The 20,341-nt window shown below is 44.7% G+C and carries 18 protein-coding genes; 8 read left to right on the top strand and 10 right to left on the bottom strand.

Features of this window, described 5'->3' with window-relative positions:
- Positions 1-85 precede the first annotated feature (85 nt).
- From guaD to dbpA, 3 genes are read right to left on the bottom strand one after another with little or no spacing between them, the layout of a single operon-like run.
- Complete coding sequence (gene guaD, locus DFP76_RS06415; RefSeq protein ID WP_113873832.1) at positions 86-1,390, bottom strand: guanine deaminase; 1,305 nt, start codon at positions 1,388-1,390, stop codon at positions 86-88.
- A 42-nt stretch (positions 1,391-1,432) separates the two neighbouring features.
- Positions 1,433-1,813, bottom strand: a complete 381-nt coding sequence (locus DFP76_RS06410; protein WP_245931887.1) for a VanZ family protein — start codon at positions 1,811-1,813, stop codon at positions 1,433-1,435.
- A 14-nt stretch (positions 1,814-1,827) separates the two neighbouring features.
- Positions 1,828-3,210 (bottom strand): ATP-dependent RNA helicase DbpA, encoded by a 1,383-nt coding sequence (gene dbpA, locus DFP76_RS06405; RefSeq protein WP_113873830.1) that lies wholly within the window; start codon positions 3,208-3,210, stop codon positions 1,828-1,830.
- A 161-nt stretch (positions 3,211-3,371) separates the two neighbouring features.
- On the opposite strand from dbpA, the gene DFP76_RS06400 reads away from it, so the two are divergent.
- Positions 3,372-4,991: a putative bifunctional diguanylate cyclase/phosphodiesterase gene (locus DFP76_RS06400; protein ID WP_113873829.1), complete on the top strand. Its 1,620-nt coding sequence runs from the start codon at positions 3,372-3,374 to the stop codon at positions 4,989-4,991.
- Here the strand turns inward: DFP76_RS06400 and DFP76_RS06395 are convergent.
- The 6 genes from DFP76_RS06395 to DFP76_RS06370 all read right to left on the bottom strand — a co-directional run bounded on the left by DFP76_RS06395 (position 4,988) and on the right by DFP76_RS06370 (position 11,490).
- Entirely contained in the window at positions 4,988-5,926 is a 939-nt protein-coding gene (locus tag DFP76_RS06395) for a LysR family transcriptional regulator (protein ID WP_113873828.1), read from the bottom strand. The genes DFP76_RS06400 and DFP76_RS06395 overlap by 4 nt on opposite strands.
- A gap of 37 nt (positions 5,927-5,963) precedes the next feature.
- The gene (locus DFP76_RS06390) at positions 5,964-6,974 is read right to left on the bottom strand and encodes an ABC transporter ATP-binding protein (protein WP_113873827.1); all 1,011 of its coding nucleotides are present in this window, start codon (positions 6,972-6,974) and stop codon (positions 5,964-5,966) included.
- On the bottom strand, positions 6,971-7,969 hold the full coding sequence (locus DFP76_RS06385) for an ABC transporter ATP-binding protein (RefSeq protein ID WP_113873826.1): 999 nt from the start codon (positions 7,967-7,969) through the stop codon (positions 6,971-6,973). The genes DFP76_RS06390 and DFP76_RS06385 overlap by 4 nt, the downstream gene beginning before the upstream one ends.
- A 2-nt stretch (positions 7,970-7,971) precedes the next feature.
- Positions 7,972-8,910 carry an ABC transporter permease gene (locus DFP76_RS06380; RefSeq protein ID WP_113873825.1) on the bottom strand — a complete coding sequence of 313 codons (939 nt, stop codon included), beginning with the start codon at positions 8,908-8,910 and terminating at the stop codon, positions 7,972-7,974.
- Complete coding sequence (locus DFP76_RS06375; protein WP_113873824.1) at positions 8,907-9,887, bottom strand: ABC transporter permease; 981 nt, start codon at positions 9,885-9,887, stop codon at positions 8,907-8,909. Before DFP76_RS06375 ends, DFP76_RS06380 begins: the two co-directional genes overlap by 4 nt.
- A gap of 73 nt (positions 9,888-9,960) precedes the next feature.
- Positions 9,961-11,490, bottom strand: a complete 1,530-nt coding sequence (locus DFP76_RS06370) for an ABC transporter substrate-binding protein (RefSeq protein WP_113873823.1) — start codon at positions 11,488-11,490, stop codon at positions 9,961-9,963.
- 232 nt (positions 11,491-11,722) lie between these two features.
- Here DFP76_RS06370 and DFP76_RS06365 point away from each other — a divergent pair, with 232 nt between their 5' ends.
- The 7 genes from DFP76_RS06365 to DFP76_RS06335 all read left to right on the top strand — a co-directional run bounded on the left by DFP76_RS06365 (position 11,723) and on the right by DFP76_RS06335 (position 18,873).
- On the top strand, positions 11,723-12,331 hold the full coding sequence (locus DFP76_RS06365; protein ID WP_113874142.1) for an acyl carrier protein phosphodiesterase: 609 nt from the start codon (positions 11,723-11,725) through the stop codon (positions 12,329-12,331).
- A gap of 242 nt (positions 12,332-12,573) precedes the next feature.
- Positions 12,574-13,551, top strand: a complete 978-nt coding sequence (ylqF, locus tag DFP76_RS06360) for a ribosome biogenesis GTPase YlqF (RefSeq protein ID WP_113873822.1) — start codon at positions 12,574-12,576, stop codon at positions 13,549-13,551.
- A gap of 11 nt (positions 13,552-13,562) precedes the next feature.
- Complete coding sequence (locus tag DFP76_RS06355) at positions 13,563-13,943, top strand: YacL family protein (RefSeq protein ID WP_113873821.1); 381 nt, start codon at positions 13,563-13,565, stop codon at positions 13,941-13,943.
- A gap of 68 nt (positions 13,944-14,011) precedes the next feature.
- Entirely contained in the window at positions 14,012-14,611 is a 600-nt protein-coding gene (locus DFP76_RS06350) for a hypothetical protein (RefSeq protein ID WP_113873820.1), read from the top strand.
- Positions 14,612-14,724: 113 nt separating this feature from the next.
- Positions 14,725-17,073, top strand: coding sequence for a fatty acid cis/trans isomerase (locus DFP76_RS06345; RefSeq protein WP_113873819.1), 2,349 nt, complete (start codon positions 14,725-14,727; stop codon positions 17,071-17,073).
- A 111-nt stretch (positions 17,074-17,184) separates the two neighbouring features.
- Positions 17,185-18,174 (top strand): LLM class flavin-dependent oxidoreductase, encoded by a 990-nt coding sequence (locus DFP76_RS06340; RefSeq protein ID WP_113873818.1) that lies wholly within the window; start codon positions 17,185-17,187, stop codon positions 18,172-18,174.
- A gap of 147 nt (positions 18,175-18,321) precedes the next feature.
- Positions 18,322-18,873: an NUDIX hydrolase gene (locus tag DFP76_RS06335; protein WP_181799800.1), complete on the top strand. Its 552-nt coding sequence runs from the start codon at positions 18,322-18,324 to the stop codon at positions 18,871-18,873.
- On the opposite strand, the gene DFP76_RS06330 is transcribed toward DFP76_RS06335, so the two are convergent.
- A complete protein-coding gene (locus DFP76_RS06330) occupies positions 18,849-20,141 on the bottom strand; it encodes a hypothetical protein (protein WP_113873816.1) in 1,293 nt (430 codons plus the stop codon). The genes DFP76_RS06335 and DFP76_RS06330 overlap by 25 nt on opposite strands.
- Positions 20,142-20,341 lie beyond the last annotated feature (200 nt).

Raw genomic sequence — 20,341 nt, 5'->3', positions numbered from 1 at the left:
AGCTTGTCTCCTTCGTTATGCTGAGGGAAGAAGTCGTCATGAATAGCGCATTGTTCATTCTATTCATGACGCCTGTGACATGGTGTTAAGCACGCCGGTGAACACATTGTCCTGCGGAGTAGGTGGCTTGAATGGCTCGATCATCCCCTATGGTCATGAAGACAAACAGACTTTCTTCTATGTTCTTTGACAAGGCCAAGCGTGAATGAAGCAAAGGCGTAGCGTGTTTGTCTAATAGGATAAAGTCCGCTTCACTTCCCACCGCAAGGTTACCAATTTTATCTTCCAACCTCAGTGCTTTAGCGCCACCTAAGGTGGACAAGTACAATGATTTGATTGGGTTTAAATTTTCATTTTGCAATTGAATGACTTTGTAGGCTTCGTTCATTGTCTGCAGCATTGAGAAGCTGGTGCCACCGCCCACGTCTGTTCCTAAACCCACATTGACGTTATGTTGTTCGGCCTTGCTGAGCTTAAATAAGCCACTGCCAATAAACAGGTTAGAGGTTGGACAAAAAGAGATGGCTGATCCGGTTTCGTTCAACCTTTGGTATTCGTGATCACACAAATGGATGCCATGAGCAAAGACTGAGCGCTCACTGAGCAACTGATTTTGATCGTAGACATCAAGATAGTGTTGACTGTTTGGAAAGAGTTCTTGTACCCAAGCGCATTCGTCTTTGTTCTCAGATAAGTGCGTGTGCAAGTAAACATCATCGTATTCACTGAGTAATTTGCCTGCTAATGCAAGCTGCTGATCCGAGCTGGTTGGTGCAAACCTAGGTGTGATGGCATAGTGCAAACGGCCGTTATTGTGCCATTTCTCAATCAGTTGTTTGCTTTCCTGATAACTCGTTTCAGATGTATCGGTTAGATAATCTGGCGCATTACGATCCATCATCACCTTACCGCAAATCATACGCAAGTTATGTACTTGACTGGCTTCAAAAAAAGCATCTACTGACACCTTATGAACGGTGCCGAAGACTAAAGCCGTGGTTGTGCCATTGCGCAATAACTCAGCTAAAAAGCGTTCTGCGACATCTCGAGCATGATCTTTATCACTGAATTTGGATTCTTCTGGGAAGGTATAGGTATTCAGCCAAGTCAGCAATTGTTCGCCATAAGAGCCAATCATATCGGTTTGCGGATAATGAATATGAGTGTCAATAAAACCAGGTGTTATGATGGCGTTCGGATGATGCTCAATGTGGAGAGAGTCTGGTAACGTAGGCAATAAAGTACTGGCATCACCTAAAGCATGAATCTTATCGCCATCGACAACCAATATGCCGTCTTCAAAATACTCGTAAGCCGCTTCTGTACCAACGTCTTTTGGGTCTGCAATACAGTGGACTATGGCCGCGCGCCAAGCTTTTAAGTGCGTCATCTTATCTCTCTCTAAAATATTTGACCGAACGGTTATACTTTATCAGTTCTTGTCTTGGCTTTCACTAAGTTGGCGGATTTTAGCGCGATAGAATAGGGTGGATCGGAGGATGACAATCAGACACACTCCCAGAGCATCGGCATAGAAATCCAACCATTCACCATACCGATTGACACTAGGTTGAATCAATTCAATGGCACCGCCCCATAGAAAAATGAACACCGACAGGTATAAAAAGCGTTTAAAAGGACCAAACGCGCACATGAATGCCCAGCCCCCAAAACCAATGACATGATGCAGTTTGTCTGAACCTGGGACGGCAGGTAGTTGTTCCATTGGTGTTAAGGTGGCAAGACTGATGATAATGAAGCCAGCTAAAAAACCAACCAGTTGCAGCCAAGGGGCTTGGATCAGTGCGAACATCCTTGTCATCATGATTACCTTAAAATACGCGCACGGATATTTCGGCCTTTAATCTTTTTGTTTTCCAATGCTTTTACGACTTTCTTAGCCACTTGGTTATCAACGGCTACATAAGCATGGAAATCAAAGATATCTATTTTGCCCACTTGTTGTTTGTCTAACCCTAGGCCAGCGGTTAGCGCCCCTAGAATGTCACCAGGACGAAGCTTGTTTTTACGGCCAGCATCAAAAGCAATAGTGGTTTTTTCCGGTACTAAACGGTAAGTCGGATCCGCTTCCTCTAATTCAATAAAGTTGGCTTTGATGTCAAAACGACTTTCAATGTCACGCACTTTATAATCGTCTTTTGAGGTGATCAAATTGACAGCAACACCAGCTGCACCGGCACGGCCAGTTCGTCCAATACGGTGAGTGTGAACGTCAGTGTCTCGAGTGGTGTCATAATTGACGACCAGATCAATCTCTTTCACGTCGATGCCGCGTGCTGCTACATCGGTTGCCACTAAGATACAGCTGCTTTGGTTACTGAAGCGAACTAACACTTGGTCTCGCTGCTTTTGCTCCAAATCACCGTGAATGGCTTGTGCAGCGACTTTGTGATCATCTAACCAGTCTGCAACGTTTTGTGATTCTGCTTTGGTATTACAAAACACAATGGCTTGACGCGGGGCAAAATGTTGTAAGCAGTTCAATAAAGCGGCGGTCTTGTTAGCGTTTTCACTGCGCACAAAAAATTGTTCGATATTGGGTTTTAAGTCTTCTTGTACTTCGACCTTGATACTGACCGGTTGACGCTGAAACTCAGCACTGAGTGCTTCAATGTTGTCACCATAGGTGGCAGAGAAAAGTAAGGTCTGTTTTTCTTTTGGGGTCAGTTCAACGACTTCACGAATGCTGTCAACAAAGCCCATGTCTAACATGCGATCCGCTTCGTCTAATACCAGCGTGTTTAGCGCATTCAAACGCAATGTGCCTTTGCGTAGATGCTCCATTAGACGGCCTGGAGTACCGACGACAATGTGAGCGCCGTGCTCTAACGAGTTAATTTGTGGGCCGAATGGCATGCCTCCGCAGAGACTCAATACCTTGATGTTTTCTTGAAAACGGGCCACTTTGCGGATTTCTTTTGATACTTGATCGGCCAATTCGCGAGTCGGGCACATGACCAAGGCTTGCACACCAAAAAAACGTGGATTGATTTTAAGCAATACACCGATAGCGAAAGCAAGTGTTTTGCCACTGCCTGTTTGAGCCTGTGCCAGAATGTCTTTGCCATCCATAATGGGAGGCAAACTTTGCTCCTGAATCGGCGTGAATCGGGTAAACCCCATGTCTGAAAGCAGACTGGTTAGTTTAGTCGGTAATTGTTGCTTAAGAGTATCTTGGAATTGGGTCACAAAAGGCCTGTCTAATCGAATAAAATTTTGCCAGAGAATAGCAGAAAAATAGCATAAATACCCTTTTCAATGAGATATTCCGTGTTCAAGTTAGGGTTTTTAGGTAGAGTTAATGGAATTTAAGGGAAAGTATTCAGAATGGCATACATAATGGCGGTGGAATGAATAAGGTTGTGAGTAACAAGTCTCCATTTTTTGTGTTTGGGTTAGTGTGTTTGTTCGGTTTATTGACGAGCCTGATCATTTATTTAGCGGAAACTCGTCATATCGATCAGGATATGGAACTGCTTGATTATGTCTTATCGACAACGGCTCATGCACTGCCCCTAGAAAATCAATTAGCTGGCGTAAATTGGTTGTTTGTCATCACTCCCAGTTTGATCTTTACCTTGTTGGGCATCCTTCTTGGTGTCTTTGTTCATCGTTTAAATCGAAATCATCGACAGGCATTGGCTCTTGCTAATAAAGACTTTGAAATTGACCCAATGACAGGTTTATTGAGTCGTTATAAAGTGCAGCAGTTATTAACTGAGCGACTTGTGGTATGTCAGCAAGAATCAAAATGGCTAGCGACCTTTGTATTGGATCTGGATCATTTTAAAACTATCAATGAAGCGTTTGGTCATGAAGTGGGTGACAAGTTATTAGCCAAAGTCGCTCAGCGTCTTACGTCTGTGTTTCCTGATCAGGCTGTACTCGGCTATTTTGGTGGCGATGCTTTTTTAGTCGTGTTAGAAGCGCAGCCAGATCAGCCGATTTCACATTTAGAGTCTCTGTCACAAGAGGTCATTCAGCAGGTCAGTCAGACTTATTTCATTGATGGCCTGACGTTAAACATTGGTTGTTCCATTGGTGTGGCTTGGTATCCAGAATTTGGCACTGATGCCATGACCTTAATTAAAAATGCCGATTTGGCCGTCTATGAGGCGAAGCGTTCAGGCCGAGCTACTTATCATTTCTATGATGGTGAGATGGGGCGTCGTTTTGCGCGTAACGTGCGGATTGAAACACGTTTGCGCCGTGCCATTGAAAATGAACAGTTAGAGATGCATTTTCAACCTAAAGTGGACCTTGTAACGCAGCAGTGTGTTGGGTTGGAAGCGTTATTGCGTTGGGAGGATGAAGAACTGGGCAGTGTGTCGCCAGCGGAGTTTGTTCCCATCGCAGAGCAGTCAGGTATTATTTTACCCTTGGGTGAGTGGGTGTTTGAACAAACCTTTCGTCATATCCTTGAATGGCAAAAGCAGGGCTTGAAAGTCCCTCCTATTGCCGTTAATTGTTCGGCTGCTCAGCTAAAAAGAGCCGATTTTTTGCCTAATTTGCTGACCTTATTGGAGCGCTATCAGGTCAACCCGAAATCCCTTGAAATTGAAGTAACAGAGTCGATTCTGATTGAAGATGCGGTGGGCTGTGCTGAGTTGTTACGAAAAATGAGCCAGCTTGGCTTTAGCCTAGCCATTGATGACTTTGGTACCGGTTACTCAAGCCTCAGTTATTTGAAAGATCTGCCTTTCCATTCGATTAAAATAGATCAGGTCTTTATTCGCGATATCATTGAAGACCAAAGTCATGCTGCATTGACCAATGCCATTATTAGTTTGAGTCATAAATTGGGCTTGAAGGTGATTGCAGAAGGGATTGCCAATGAAGATCAGCTCAATTTACTCTGTCAGTTTGGCTGTGATGTTGGTCAAGGTTACTTCTTTAGTAAGGCGTTTGGTGCCAGTTCCATGAGCAGTGACCCGATGATTTTGGCATTAAACGAATCCAACGAGGCTTAATCCAATAAACCATCTCGTGCAATGCGTTGTTTCAAGGCTTCCCAGAATTGAGTTAAATTCGGGTTTTGATTGAACTTAGAGCGATACAAACGTATCTCTAATGGTATGTGCCAATGTTCTTCTCCAGCCAGTGCAACCTTGCCATAATTTAACGTATCCATCATCAATCGGCGTGGAATCCAACCAATACCATAGCCTTCTTTTACCATGGCTTTGATACTCACTGAGTGATAATTCTCTGACAGAGTTTGTAGCTGAGGTATGTCTCGCTGACGCTGCAGATGATGGTGTATCACAGGTTGTAAGAATGAGTTTTCATAGTAGCCGATATAAGGCAAAGGCTTTCTTTTAGCGCCCGGTAAGGTGAATTTGGGCTCACCTGTTGGTTCCGTGGCACTGCAAGGAATCAATGTTTCCTTGGCAATGACGAGGTGCTCGTACTGTTCGTCGTCTAGGGTGCGAATGAAGTTGATGGCGGGGTGCCAGTAGCACATCATAATGTCGGACTGTTGATTCACCAGAGAATTGACAAAGTCGTTGCCCAGCCAAGAGCTGGATTTCATATTGATGTCTAAATCTAAGTCGATGTTTTGGCAAAACGGCTCAATGACTTCTTTATAAAAGCTCAAAAATAGTGTTTGAGTGGTCACAAAGCGAACCTGTGATTCCTCCTGTTTACGGATTTCTTGGCAGCGCTCTTTGGTGTCTCGTATTTGGCGAGTGATGAGTTCTGCTGTCTGCAAGAATACTTCGCCTGCCGGGGTAAGAGACAAAGGTAACGTGTTGCGGTCAATGAGGGTGACGCGCATTTCTTCTTCTAGCAATTTGATGCGACGACTAAAGGTGGGTTGCGTCACATTCTGTTCGTCCGCTGCCCGAGAAAAATGACGGGTTTTGGCCAGTGCGATAAAGTCTTCAAGCCATCTTATTTCCATAACATGACCCTCCGATTTGCGCTAAGGCGAGACGACATCATAAACGACCCTCCTCAATAGCATGGCAAGCGACGCTGCTGCCGTCACTTTGTAATGTCATGTCAGGCGTCTCACTGTAACAACGCGGATTGGCGTAGGGACAGCGAGCTTGGAAAACACAGCCGATGGGTTTTTCGGTTGGCGTTGGCACCTCACCAATCAAGCGAATAGGGTCGGCGGCCGTACTGTCTAATCGTGGAATGGCCGATAGTAAGGCTTGGGTATAAGGGTGTTTTGGTGCGCTAAATAAGGTGCTGGTATTAGCCAACTCACAGATACGGCCAAGGTACATCACAGCGACTCGGTTGGCAAAGTGTTCAACGACCGCCAAGTCATGGGTAATAAAAAGGTAGCTAAGGTTGTATTCTTCCTGCTTGTCCATCATTAGGTTCAGCACTTGTGCCTGAACCGAAACATCTAATGCCGAGAGAGGCTCATCCGCGACGATAAATTCTGGCTCGACCGATAAGGCTCGCGCCAAGCTGATGCGTTGACGCTGTCCACCTGAGAACTCATGAGGGTAACGATCGGAGCTATTGGCGCTGATACCAACGGACTCAAGCAAGGTTTCCACCTGTTCGTCGACGTCCAGACGAGACAGCTGTGGATTATGAAAGGCAATGGGTTCACTCAGTGTTTGATACACCGTCATGCGTGGATTTAGTGATGCATAGGGGTTTTGAAACACCATTTGCATGCGACGACGAAACAGCATTCTTTGACGATTGTTAAGGTGATCAATACGCTGATCCAAGTAATGAATTTCGCCAGCACTTGGTTCATCCAGTCCCATAATAGACCGAGCCAAGGTGGATTTGCCGCAACCAGTTTCGCCAACCACACAAAGGGTTTCGCCCTGATAAATGGTGAGGTTAACGCCATTTAGTGCGAAGATTTGATCCGTTTTACCGCGACCTTTACGGCCAGGCAGTCGCCATTTTCCGAACCAGCCAGTGTCCGATGAGAAGGTTTTTTCTAGGCCGCTGATTTGAATGAGTGGATGCGTCATAGTGATCCCTCATCATCTTGGCTAAATTCACTGAGCATGTCTTCTACCATGAAGCAGGCGACACTGGAGACGCCACTGTATATGAATTCAGGCTGTTGAGTCCGACATTTATCGGTGGCGTACGGGCAACGGGGATGAAAAGCGCAACCACTTGGTCGCTCTGCCAAAGAAGGCATGCTGCCTTTGATCTGGTTTAATCTTTGTCCCGGTAAGGCCATTTGCGGAAGCGCATTTAATAAGCCTTGGGTGTAAGGGTGCTGTGGATCATTGATAATCTCTAAGGTGGGCCCTTCTTCAACAATTTGACCTGCGTACATAACTAAGGTGCGTTCTGCGACTTTTGACACCACACCGAGGTCGTGGCTAATCAGAATCAAGGCCACGCCATTGTCTCGGCAGATGGCTAACAGTAATTGCAGTATTTCCGCTTGAATGGTGACATCCAGAGCGGTGGTGGGTTCGTCTGCAATAATAATGTCTGGGTTTAACAGCAATACAGACGCAATGATGACTCGTTGACGCATACCGCCGGATAATTCATGGGGGTACTGATCAAAACGTCTTTCAGGCGAGGCAATTTGAACATTTCTCAGCTTTTCAATGGCAATGTTTTTTGCATCTTTATAATTGATTTTAGTGTGGCTGCGAATGGTTTCGACTAGCTGATCACCAATCGTAATAACAGGGTTTAACGTCATCATCGGGTCTTGGAAAATCATCGCAATGCGTTTACCTCGAATCTCTTGCAGCTGGCGCAAGTTCATCTTGGTGATGTCTTTATTTTCCAACTTAATGGTGCCGGATTGAATGTAACCAGGCTTACCAATCAAGTTAACGATGGAGAAACCCAAAATGGATTTTCCTGCCCCAGATTCGCCGACAATGGCAATACGCTCGCCTCGTTTTAAATTGAAGCTAACATCAATCAGCGCGGTGAGTTCTCGCTTCTTAAAATGAAAATTGACGTTTAAATGTTCGACACTTAACAAATTCATAATCAGTCTTTGTAAGCCCTTGGGTTGAGGTGGTCGCGTAACCAATCACCCAGTAAGTTCATCGCCAGTATTAAAATGATCAGGGTGATACTCGGAATCACACAGATCCACCAAGAGCCCGCAAACATGTAAGAGACGCCTTCTGAAATAAGAGAGCCTAAAGACGGTTCGGTTGAAGGCATGCCTAACCCTAAGAAAGACAAAGCGGCTTCGGCCACAATGGCGTTGGCAATTTGAACGGTAAAAATGACCAAGACAGGTGACAGAGTATTGGGCAAAATATGACGAAACATAATGCGCTTCTGACTGATGCCCATCACTCGTGCGGCATCCACATACTCTTTTTGTTTTTCAGCCAGTACCGAGGCTCGAATGGTGCGGGCGAACAGTGGCCATTCGGTCAGACCTATGACCAAAATTAATACCAGCATCGCCAGTTGTTGATACATGGCGACGCCGAAAATAGACTGAAAAACCGCTAAGAAAACAATGGCCACCATCATATTCGAAAAAGACAGCTGGATGTCGGCACAACGCATTAAGAAATTATCAACTCGTCCCCCTAAATAACCAGCAATCAAACCAATGCATATGCCGATACTGGCTTGCAAAATAACGGCACAAACACCAATGGTAAGTGACAGTCTGGTGCCATATAAAATCACCGATAAGAGGTCTCGGCCTTGCCCATCCGTACCCAGCAAAAAGCGATAGTCGTGGCTGATCCAGCTGGGCGCGATTTCAGCATTAAATAGATCCATAAAAGCAGGATCGTCGACGTCAAACGGTGCCACTAAAGGAGCGAGTAAGGCCACTAGGCAGTAAAATAAAAAGATAAATAAGGCCAGCATAGCCAGCTTATCGCCCGCAAAACCGCTGAGCATATGACGCCAGCGACTGCCAGGAATGGGCGGCGTTAAATCGGCTTTAATGTGCTTCATAGGCCATGACTCGCTAAGCGAACAGTTGGGTTAACCAAGCCATAGATCAGATCTACAAAGGTATTCATGACCACAAACATTCCACCGACAACCATCAAATAGGCTGAAATTAAGGGTGTATCGACTCGGCTCACGGCATCCATAAATAGAAATCCCATACCGGGCCATTGGAAGATGGTTTCGGTCAGAATGGTATAAGCCACTAAGGTGCCGGCTTGAATGCCGCCAATAGTAATAATCGGCAGCATGGTATTTTTAAGGGCATGGAAAAAATAAATGCGCGGTGCTGATAGGCCTTTCGACCACGCAAATCGAATGTATTCAGATTGCAGTACTTCACTCATTTCAGAGCGAATCAGCCGGACAAAAATCGGGATCAAGGCAATCGCCAATGACAAACTGGGTAACAATAAATGACTGAGTCCATCCTTAGTAAATAAGCCACTTTCCCAAAAACCAAATAATAGGGTTGTTTCGCCGCGACCAAAACTTGGCGCCAGATTCCACTGAATGGAAAAGACATACACCATAAAGATGGCAATGATAAAGATTGGAATGGACAGACCAATTGAGCTGACCAGCATAATTAAGCGTGAAACAAGGTGTTTAGGGTGAATCGCAGTAATGACACCAAAGGGGGTCGCGATGCAGATCACCAGTAAAATAGCACAAAAAGCCAGTTCGAATGTGGCCGGTAATTTTTTCAGAATGACATCAATAGTGGGTTCTTTGTAGTAGTAGGACGTCCCAAAATCTCCAGTTAATGCATTTTTAGCAAACCTAGTATATTGGGTGATAAAGCCGTCATTGAGCCCCAACTCGTCTCTTAGTTGCTCACGTACTTCAGGCGTCGTTGTCATACCGACCATTTGTCTGACGGGGTCACCTAATTTGTCTTGGATGGCAAAGCTGATCAAGCTAATGACGATTAAGACAAAGCAAGCTTGTATTAAACGGCGTAGTAAAAACGCTAACATGGATTAGATTAATTCTCCGCTGGTTAATGCGCCATTGGGCAAAAATGCATGCGATGTAAAATGTCGAGGCACATTATTCTTCAATGATGAGGTCTCCAATATAAGGGTAGTTTCGGTCATTGATGACGTCTTGTATGTTGACCTTATCCTTTGCTGCCCAAGTTAGAAATTGCCAATAAAGAGGCACAACGGCAGACTCTTGATAGAGTGTCCTTTCAATACCCTGTAACAAGCGTAAACGTCTTTCGGGGTTGAGCTCTTGATTGGCTTGGCGAATATCGTCTGTGATACTTGGGTTGCAAAATTCACTGGCATTATAAGCGCCAAGACCTGTTTTGGCATCTGCACAAGCAATAATAAATTCAAATAAGTTGTTGGAGTCCATGGTGTCAGACTGCCAACCGAGCATCATCATGTCAGCACTTCGGTCATCAAACTCTTTAAAATACTGAGCTTTGGGTAGGGTTTTTAAATCGGCTTTGATGTTGATTTTCGCCAGCATGGCCGCCACAGCTTGAGCCACTTTTTCGTCATTCGTATAGCGGTTGTTCGGTGCCATCATACTGATTCGAAAACCTTGTTCGTAGCCGGCTTCTTTCATTAGCTGACGTGCTTTTTGAAGGTCGTATTCTGGCTGTAGGTCGGCAACATGACCAAGAAAACGGTTAGGGCTGAGTTGACCTGCTGGGGTGGCGTAGCCGCGTAAAATCTTATCTACGATTAATGACTGATTAATGGCAAGGTTAATGGCTTTACGTACCCGCACATCTCTAAACTCTTTGCGTCTGGTCTGATTCATGTGCAATAGCAAAATGCGCGTACTGGGCATGGTGACCAGTTGAATCCCTGTTGTCCGTTGAGTGCGCTGGATGTCGATGGGAGAGATGGGAAAGATGAAATCCACATCACCAGACAATAAGGCCGCTAAGCGTGTTGCATCGGTATGAATGGGCGTGGAAATCAATGTGTCAACGTTGCCCGGTGACGCCGTGTCCCAGTAGTTCGGGTTGCGGGTGAACTCCATTCGCGATCCCAATTCACGCTTTTTCAAAATGAAGGGCCCTGTGCCGGATACATGACGAGAAGCAAAGGTTTCGCCGTATTTTACTATTTCATCTTTTCCTTGATAAAAGGCTTTATCCATCGGAAAAACATAGGTCATGATGTTGAGTATGAGCGGATTAGGTTTGGCACTAGTGACATCAAACGTATAGTCATCAATGATTTTGGCGGATTGTATGGTGTCAAACATGGCACGAAAATCGGCCGAGCGCTTTAATCGGTTAATGGTGTAAACAACATCGGCCGAAGTAAGTGGATTACCAGAATGGAAGGTCACCCCTTGGCGTAAGAAAAAACGAGTAGTGGAGGGGGTAATGGCCTGCCAATGGGTTGCCAACCTTGCTTCAAAGGTTCCGTTTTGTTGCCATCTTAGAAGTGGGTCAAAGGCTAAATGTGAGAATTGCAGCGTCCCTTCAGATAATTGTTCATGAGGGTCGAGTGAAATAGGGTCGGCGTCAAACGCCATTCTAAGAGTGGCAGATAAGGTGTGACTGCTGAAGAGAATGCTCAAGCAAGCAACTATAATAACCGTTGGTTTCATTCTTATATGGTCTCTTTTGTGATGCCTTTGAAAGCCATGCTTTCTCCTTCTATTGACGTATCTTGTCCAGTGAAGGCGTCTGTTTGGTCTGGTTGTTGGCGTTTAATTATTAGATTTTGACCATATAGACAAGAGAGCATTCTGACAAAAATGACGAAAAAAAGACAGGACGAGATCAACTTATGACGCATTTAGACAAGTTTGCATGTCTGCCAACTGGGAGAAAAGTGACATGAATTACTTTGCCCACCTGCATATTGCCAGCCTGACGAACACGTCATGGGTAGGTAACTTGTTGGGGGATTTTCCTGTCGTTGCCTCTCAATTGGATGATGACTTATACCAAGGTTGGCGTTTGCATCAAATGGTGGATGTGATGGTCGACGAGCATCCTGCTAGTGTGGCCTTTCGAGTCATGCCAAGGCAGGGCAGGCGACGTTTTGCGGGCATAGTGCAAGACATCGCCATGGATTATTGGTTAATACAGTACTGGTCCACCTTTAGCGATGAGGCGTTGCCTTCATTTTGTCAGCGTGCGGTTAACGGTTTGGTGGAGGATAAAGCAAGAACGCCAGAACGTTTAACGCGCATGATCGAGTCTCTGGAGCAACATAATTGGTTAGCGAATCTAGGTCAGCTTGATGGGGTTGAAAAGGCGATTTATTCCATCATGAGACGTTGGCGACACGGTCATCACTTACAAGGGTTTGTGGACGAGTTGCCTAACGTGATTGAACAGGCTGAACAGCCGTTTCTAGACTTGTATCCAGACTTACTGGCGTTTGTTGCCCTGCAAACGAAAAAAGCCGAGGTTATCACACACATAACCTCGGCAGAATGAGCCTTAAAAGGCTCGATCGAGAGAACAGCCATCAAAATATAATGCGTCAGGTGCAGAAGCCATAACGCTCATTAAGATGACGTTTGCAGTATAGGCGGAATCCTTGCTGAAGGGTGTTGACCTAGGTCAGCCTCTTGCTCATTGTGATGGTAATCAGATTATTACGGAATGTGTCATTCTTAGTGTGAACTTGTGCTAGAATCCGCAGCCAGCAAGAAACAGACAAAGAAAGGGGAATCAGGTTGGGCGTTCAGTGGTATCCGGGACACATGAACAAGGCGCGTCGAGAAATCGAAGAGGTCATCACGCAAGTTGACATAGTGATCGAAGTATTGGATGCGCGCATCCCAGACTCCAGTCAAAATCCTATGCTTAATACCCTTCGTGGCGATGTGCCTGTGCTGCGTTTATTAAATAAAAAAGATTTGGCGGATAAAGCTCGTTTAGATCTATGGCTGGCTCATTGGCGCGGCAGTGAAACGATTCTAGCGCACCCATTTTCCACATTAGAAAAAAGTGATGTGGCTAAAATCAGTCAATGGGTTAAGCAAATGGTGCCTCATCGCGGTTCTGCAGAAAAACCCATTCGCGCCATGATTGCGGGCATTCCTAACGTGGGCAAATCCAGCTTAATGAACGCTTTATTAGGGCGTCGTGTAGCGAAAGTAGGTGATGAGCCTGCGGTGACGAAAGCCCAACAAAAGTTAAAAGTAACAGAAGGCTTTCAGCTGTTAGACACCCCAGGAATCTTGTGGCCAAAAATTGAAAACCCAGATGCAAGCTATCGTTTGGCGGTCACCGGCGCGGTGCGAGACACAGCGATTGACTATGAAGATGTGGCTTTGGCTGGGTTGAAGTTTTTTATTGCCGATTATCTGGATGCGCTGACAACCCGTTACAAGCTTAAAGACGTCCCAAGCGATCCTTATGAAACCTTAAAAGTGATTGGTTCAAAGCGAGGCGCGTTACGTTCTGGCGGCAAAGTGGACATGCATAAAGCTGCGGAAGTGTTTCTCAACGACGTGCGTACTGGTGCAATCGGTCCATACGTGATGGAAACCCCCGAAATGATTGCCCATGAAGAGCGTTTAGTGGAAGAGGCGAAAGCGAAAAAAGAAGCAGAGCGTTTAGCGCGTTTGGCGGCCGCTGTACCACAGCGTCAGCAAGCGAATAATCAAGAATACAGAAGACAGCAGCAACAACATGAAGACAAAGAGTGAGGTTCAAGGCCATGGATTATGAAATAGCCTTTGATCAAGAAGAAAGCAATTACCGTATTTTTACAGGTTATGAATTCGCTGCGATCGGTGAATGGGTAAGCGAATATGTGCGCGAACTGGAGATGATTCAGCGTGTGCTCATGGCGGCTCGCTTAGCCGAAACAGAAAAGGAAACCACTGAATTTTCTCATGGTCCTTTTCGAGTAGTGATCAGTGAAGAAGGCGTTAATGTAGCCAGACAGGTGGATCTAAACGTGGCGGAAGAAGAAATCAAAGCCATGTTCGATTCACAAAACAGCTTCTATCAAACCTCAACCGATGGTATTCAGGCCGAATGTGGTCTGGAAGACTTGGTCGAAATGATAGAAAACTGGCATGACGTGCTGCAATAGTTGTTCCACGCGCTGGCTAGGTTTACACTAATAGGTGTTTGAATTTTACGTATTTTTAGGGAGCCGATATGCTCATTGAGTTGGAAAAAGCCCGTACTCGAAAAAATGTAGTGCGCATTTTTCGTGAAGAACTGGATGGCCCAGACAGCTGGTCAGACGGTTTTGTCGTGGATGCCAATGAAGAAATGGTTTTGCTCCAGCTAGTAGATGACAGTGTGCGTCTCAATGGTTATCAAATTCTGTTTTTAGAAGACATAAGTGACTTCGCTCATCCGGCTCCTTTTAACGATTTTCAAAAACGTGTCTTAGCCCTTCGTGAAGAAGAGGTGGTCGATCCTGAAGTGGATTTAGACGACTTGGCGGTATTGCTGATGGACATCAGCGAAGAATACGGCCTAGTTACCTTACACCGTGAAGAAGTCGAACCGGACAGCTGTGAGATTGGTCGCGTTATTCGTGCCGATGCGGTGACTTATGAGTTGGAAGAAATCGGTTCCGATGCCCGTTGGTTTGATGACACCTTTGAATACGATTTATATGACATCACTCGCATTGAATTTGGTGGTGCTTACGAAGAAGCTCTGCTTATGGCAAACGAAGACATGGGGGAAGATTCTTATGAATTATCAGATGACTACCCTGATGATGATCGAGCTGAAGACGAGTAATAAAGGATAAATTACCTCATAAAAAAACGCCCGCAGTGGCGTTTTTTTATGAGGTGTCATTGGGCATCTCGAACTATGTTTAAAAGAGCAAGTATAGAAAGGAATTAAGGACTATGTCTCGATGGCTGACGGTGTTGCTGAGTTTAATTGTGGTAACAGGCTGCGCGGCTTATGCAACGCATCAATTGGATTCGGTGTTTGGTTCCGCCACGCCAGAGAATCGAGCGCAATCTATTTCCAGTCAGGAAGCAGAGTTTTATCATCAACAAGTGAAGCCCATTTTAGATTCACGCTGTGTTTCCTGTCACGCTTGTTACGATGCCCCTTGTCAGCTTAAATTAACGGCCTCCGAAGGGATTGAGCGCGGTGGATCAAAGGATTTGGTCTATGATGGCACACGTCTACTTGCCGCCAAACCGTCACGTTTATTCATTGATGGTAAAACCACGGATGAATGGCGTCAGAAAGGCTTCCACCCTGTACTCAACGAGCGAGACCAATCCCCCGCGGCCAATTTAGAAGGTAGTTTGTTGTATCGGGCCATTGCTTTGCGAAAGCAGCAAGGTGAGTTTGCTCAGCCGGTATTAGATGATGATTATGACTTTAGTCTAGCTCGTGATCAGCAATGTGTGAGCATCGAGGAATACGATCAATTTGAGAAGGATTACCCAAAGTGGGGGATGCCTTATGGTCTGCCGCAGTTGACGGACTCAGAATACAATGTCCTCAGTCGTTGGTTGGCAAGCGGTGGTAAAATGCCAGCTCCTACACCGCTGACAGAAGAACTTCAGCAGCAAGTTGCTGTTTGGGAAAGTCGTTTAAATGGCGATAGCCTGAAAGATCAGCTGGTGGCGCGATATATCTATGAACATTTGTACCTTTACTCCATGTATTTGGGCGATGGTGAAGCGTTTCGTTTTCGTTTAGTGCGTTCTAGTACGCCGCCGGGTGAGCCGATCGATCGCATTGCGACTCGACGTCCATACGATGATCCTGGTGTTGACCGAGTTTACTACCGTTTGTGGTCAGACCCAGAAGTGAAGGTGCAGAAAAACCACATTCCTATGCGCTTGGATGACGCTCGTTACCAGCGTTGGCAGTCTTTCTTCTATGGAACTGAGTATCAGGTTACCTCCTTACCTAGTTATGAGCCTGAAGTGGCTACCAACCCCTTCATGGCGTTCCGTGAAATACCACCCTACGCTCGCTATCGCTTCTTGCTGGATCATGCTCAGAAAACCATCATGGCCTTTATTAAAGGGCCTGTGTGTCGTGGTCAGGTGGCGGTGAATGTCATCAATGAGCAATTCTGGGTGTATTTCCTTGACCCTGAAATTGCCTACAACAAGGGCACCGCAGACTTCCTTGAAAGTCAGGTAAAAGACTTAGAAATGCCAGCGGTGGAATCCAGTAACACCTTGTCGATTGCATCTTGGGTGATGTTTTCCGAGCAACAAAAATCGTATTTGTCGGCGAAAGCCAAGTTGATGCAAACAGAATTCAACAAAATAAGCGCCTTGGATTTGGATTTAATCTGGGATGGAGACGGCAATAATCAAAATGCCGCATTAACCATTTTCCGCCACTTCGATAACGCCTCTGTGGTGCGTGGCATGGTGGGGCAGCATCCAAAAACCGCTTGGGTGATTGACTATCCACTATTAGAGCGCATTCATTATCTGCTGGTGGCAGGGTTTGATGTGTATGGCAATGTGGGTCACCAATTGGTAACACGTTTGTATATGGACTTCTTGCGTATGGAAGGGGAGATGAACTTCCTTATGCTGTTGCCAAAAGAAGACAGAGAACGCATTCGTCAGTACTGGTATCGTGATGCCAACCAGATCATCAAAGATTATATTTTCAGTGATTACATTAAGGTCGGCGTACAATCCGACATCCAGTACAAAACTTCAGATCACCAAGCGGAACTGTATGAAATGCTGCGCAGTAAGTTAGCGGCGATTCTCGATCATGGTTACGATCTACCGCGAAGTAAACTGGCCCAACAGGATATTAATGCGCTCTTGTCATTGCAGCAGGTGCAAGGTGGCGGTATCGAGTATTTACCTAATGTGGTGACCGTGTTGGTGACACGCCAAGGGGAACCGCTAGAAGTGCTGAGCCTGATTCATAACAAAGCCCATGCCAATATTTCCAGTTTGTTGGATGAGGCGTCGACCCGCTTACCGCAAGAAGACGGTGTGACCATAGTGAAAGGCGTATTGGGGGATTACCCAAATGTGCTGATGCAAGTGGAGGAGTCAGAATTGCAGAACTGGGTGAAACACATCGCCGCCTTGAAAACTCGACAAGATTACGTAGCCTTGTTGAACGGTTTTGGGGTTCGTCGTACCCACCCAAATTTCTGGTCAGTGAGTGACGCTATTGCCCGCTTAAATAAGCAAGATCGACCTAGAGAAAGTGGCATTCTAGACTTCAATCGTTTGGAAAACCGTTAAGGAATAAGTTCATCAAATAGGTTTCAATATTTGCTGCATGATTGATGACTTGTAACTGAGCGGCTTAGGGCCAACTATCAGGGTATCTTTTACATCTTTTGAGTAGGTTTTATGATTCCTTTTTCCATTCTGGATCTTGCTCCTGTTGCCGAAGGCCATACGGTTGCGGATTCCTTAAAAATGAGCGTCAAAATGGCGCAAACGGCGGAAGCCTTAGGTTACAAGCGCTTTTGGTTGGCGGAACATCACGGCATGGCTGGCGTCGCCAGCTCGGCCACTTCTGTGGTGTTGTCGCACCTTGGCGCACACACAAAAGACATACGTCTTGGTTCCGGTGGTGTTATGCTGCCCAATCACTCGCCATTGGTGATTGCCGAGCAATTCGGCACCTTAGCCGAACTTTATCCGCAACGTATCGACCTAGGCTTAGGCCGAGCGCCTGGTACTGACATGATGACGGCGCGCGCATTGCGTCGTAACATGGATGCAGGCGTGGATTCTTACCCTGACGATGTTCAAGAGCTGCAAGGTTATCTCAGTAGCCAAGAGAAGGGCATTCGTGCCGTGCCAGGCTTTGGTACACAAGTGCCTATCTGGATGCTGGGCTCCAGCTTGTACAGTGCTCAAGTCGCCGCGCAATTTGGTTTGCCGTATTCTTTTGCTTCTCACTTTGCGCCTGATCAATTGCATCAAGCCTTGACCATTTATCGACGTCATTTTAAAGCCGCTAAAGAGGGTGATCAGCCTTATGCTATGGCGGGTGTCATGGCGGTGGTGGCAGACACGGACGAAGAAGCTCAATACCTGTTTACCTCAGCGCAGCAGCAATTTGTCAACTTGCGCCGTGACCGCAACCGTCCTTTCCCGCGGCCAGTGGATTCTATGGATGATATTTGGTCTGCGCCTGAAAAACACATGGTGGAGCACATGCTGCAATACGCCGTGGTGGGATCAAAAGCCTCAGTGGCGTTTCAGCTAGAGCGCTTTATTGAGTCTACAGGCATAGATGAACTCATCATCTCCATGCCGATTCATGATGCTGACGCGAGACTGAAGTCCTTAAGTCTGATGGCGGAAGTGAGAGAAGGGTTGGTGGGGTAGAGGGATATGAGCTGAGCACTGAATTTCATTTCGATAACCGTTTACACCTTAATTGTCGGAAGCCCGAGTGTAGCGAATAATTTTCCGTGTGAAGCAACTTGTCATATGTCATTATACAAATGTCTATTTACCAGAGAAATAAATTTAATGAACAAGGGTAATTATAAAAAAGGCGAGATAGAAATAATAAAAGAAGTTAAAGAGTTCGAGAATGAATATGCAACTCTTTACAATGATGATGTTATCTTTCCGTCTGGTAATCATGGAAAGTATCTTCGTTTTATTTGGAACGCCCCTTATGGTGTTATGATTTTTGCTAAAGACATTGCTGGAAGATTGCTCCTTGTAAAAAACTTTAGGCATGAAAATAGGTGTTGGTCATGGGAAATACCAAAAGGATTTGGAGAAATAGAACTAACTCCTTTAGAGTGCGGTAAAAAGGAGCTCTTTGAAGAAACTGGTTGCATTGGAAGTAATTGGAAGCTTTATAAGACTATTGTAGAAAATCAATCGAAAACTTATTTGTTTAATGTGGAAGTCGAAGGGCAAGTATCTGCTATTAACCAAGAGAGCAAAGAAGCTATCGCGGATGTTCGTTTCTTTGAGGCTGGTGAATTACAGGAGCTATTATTGAGTAATGAAGTGACTGATCCTATGACAATGTTTTTCATTTCTCAAAATTTACCCAGTGATGTGTAAATAGTTTCATTAGAAGTATCGTTAGTAATGTGTTGTGCTTTAATTTTGCTATTATTTTTAGAACTCTCTATTGAAACCTGCAACTTGTATTTTTCTCGAGCTATATTTTGATCACTTAATGTTGATTGGCGGTCAATGAGTTCACTCACAAAAAAGTTTGCAATAGAGAGTGCTCCACCAGAAATAGAATCAGTTAGCGCTAAACCAAGCGCAAAGACTCCACCTTCTTGGGAAACTTTTCTAATAGGCTCTAAAAATCTTTTTCCCTTAAATTGCTTAGACGTTTTTAACCCAAGATGACGCTTAATAATATACTGATCAATAAGGTTCTGATACGAAATTAGAACATCCAATGTGCTCTCAAGTGAGCTTTCGCTGGAAACACCATACTTAATTTTTTTCTGATACTCTTTGAATTCAAGGCTATCCCTAATATATAAAATATCTTCAGGCATTAACTTTGATAGCGCTTTTTCGTAACTACTTAGGTTCAGGTTAGTTGCTATTTCAATCGAAGAGCTTTTCTCAATAATTTTTGGTTCTTTAGGGTACGCTAAATCAAAACTGCTTTGATGAAGAGGTGAGTATATAGGGTTTGTATTAAGTATTTTCGGAATTCCGGTGATATAGGGTGCGTCTGAAAATCTAATTATTTCTTTTTGATGTTTGAGCCAAATATCATGCTTTCCAATATCCTTTAAATCAGATTCAAAATTTTTGTGCAGGAAAACTCTGCCTAAACCTTGATCGCGCTCAGATTCAATTAATAATCTTTCTATTAGTAAACTCTGAATGTCATCGCCAAAAACTTGTTGTGCATTTTTACTGTTGAATATTTCTATTATACTTTTTGTGTAGTTTTCTCGTAAAGATGAATAAGTATATGGAATGATTTCACAGTTGTTGTTTACGAAGTCTAAATCAATATCTGAAAGAAACTGATCTTGTGCCATATTACATTTATTTTCTTTTTGAAAAGCGTCTCTAACTTGAGTAAGCCTATGACATTCAGATGTACCTAAAGGGTCTCTTACAGCAATTGATAAAAGATCTTTTGACATGAGTTGCTTGAATTCTTCACTTTCATTTAGCAAAGCTCTAAAGTTGGCACAATTAACAGCTTGAGCATCTGAAATCATTAACTTTTCATTAAATAATAATCCATGCTTAAAATGAGCTGCAAAAGAGTCTTTGTAAGTTAAGTCTTTTGCAATAGGTAGCTCTGTATCTGCAAGCATCCAATAAGCACGATTTAACTCTTTATTCATATCTAATCCTTAGCTTTAATTAAAGGGGCTGATCTCTTTAATTTTTATTTTCTGAATTTATCAACTCTACCTATGGATGCATATGATGCTTAACGGGTGGGCAAGCTTTAGCGAGTTAAAGCTGGCGTATTTTTACTGGCCGAGCATTGTGAAACTTATTAAGTGATATTAGCAACTAGCTGTCTCCTTTTCTACCGGAA

It is taken from the genome of Marinomonas aquiplantarum (assembly GCF_003314975.1).
Classification (GTDB): domain Bacteria; phylum Pseudomonadota; class Gammaproteobacteria; order Pseudomonadales; family Marinomonadaceae; genus Marinomonas; species Marinomonas aquiplantarum.
This window is presented reverse-complemented; position numbering and strand designations above follow the sequence as displayed.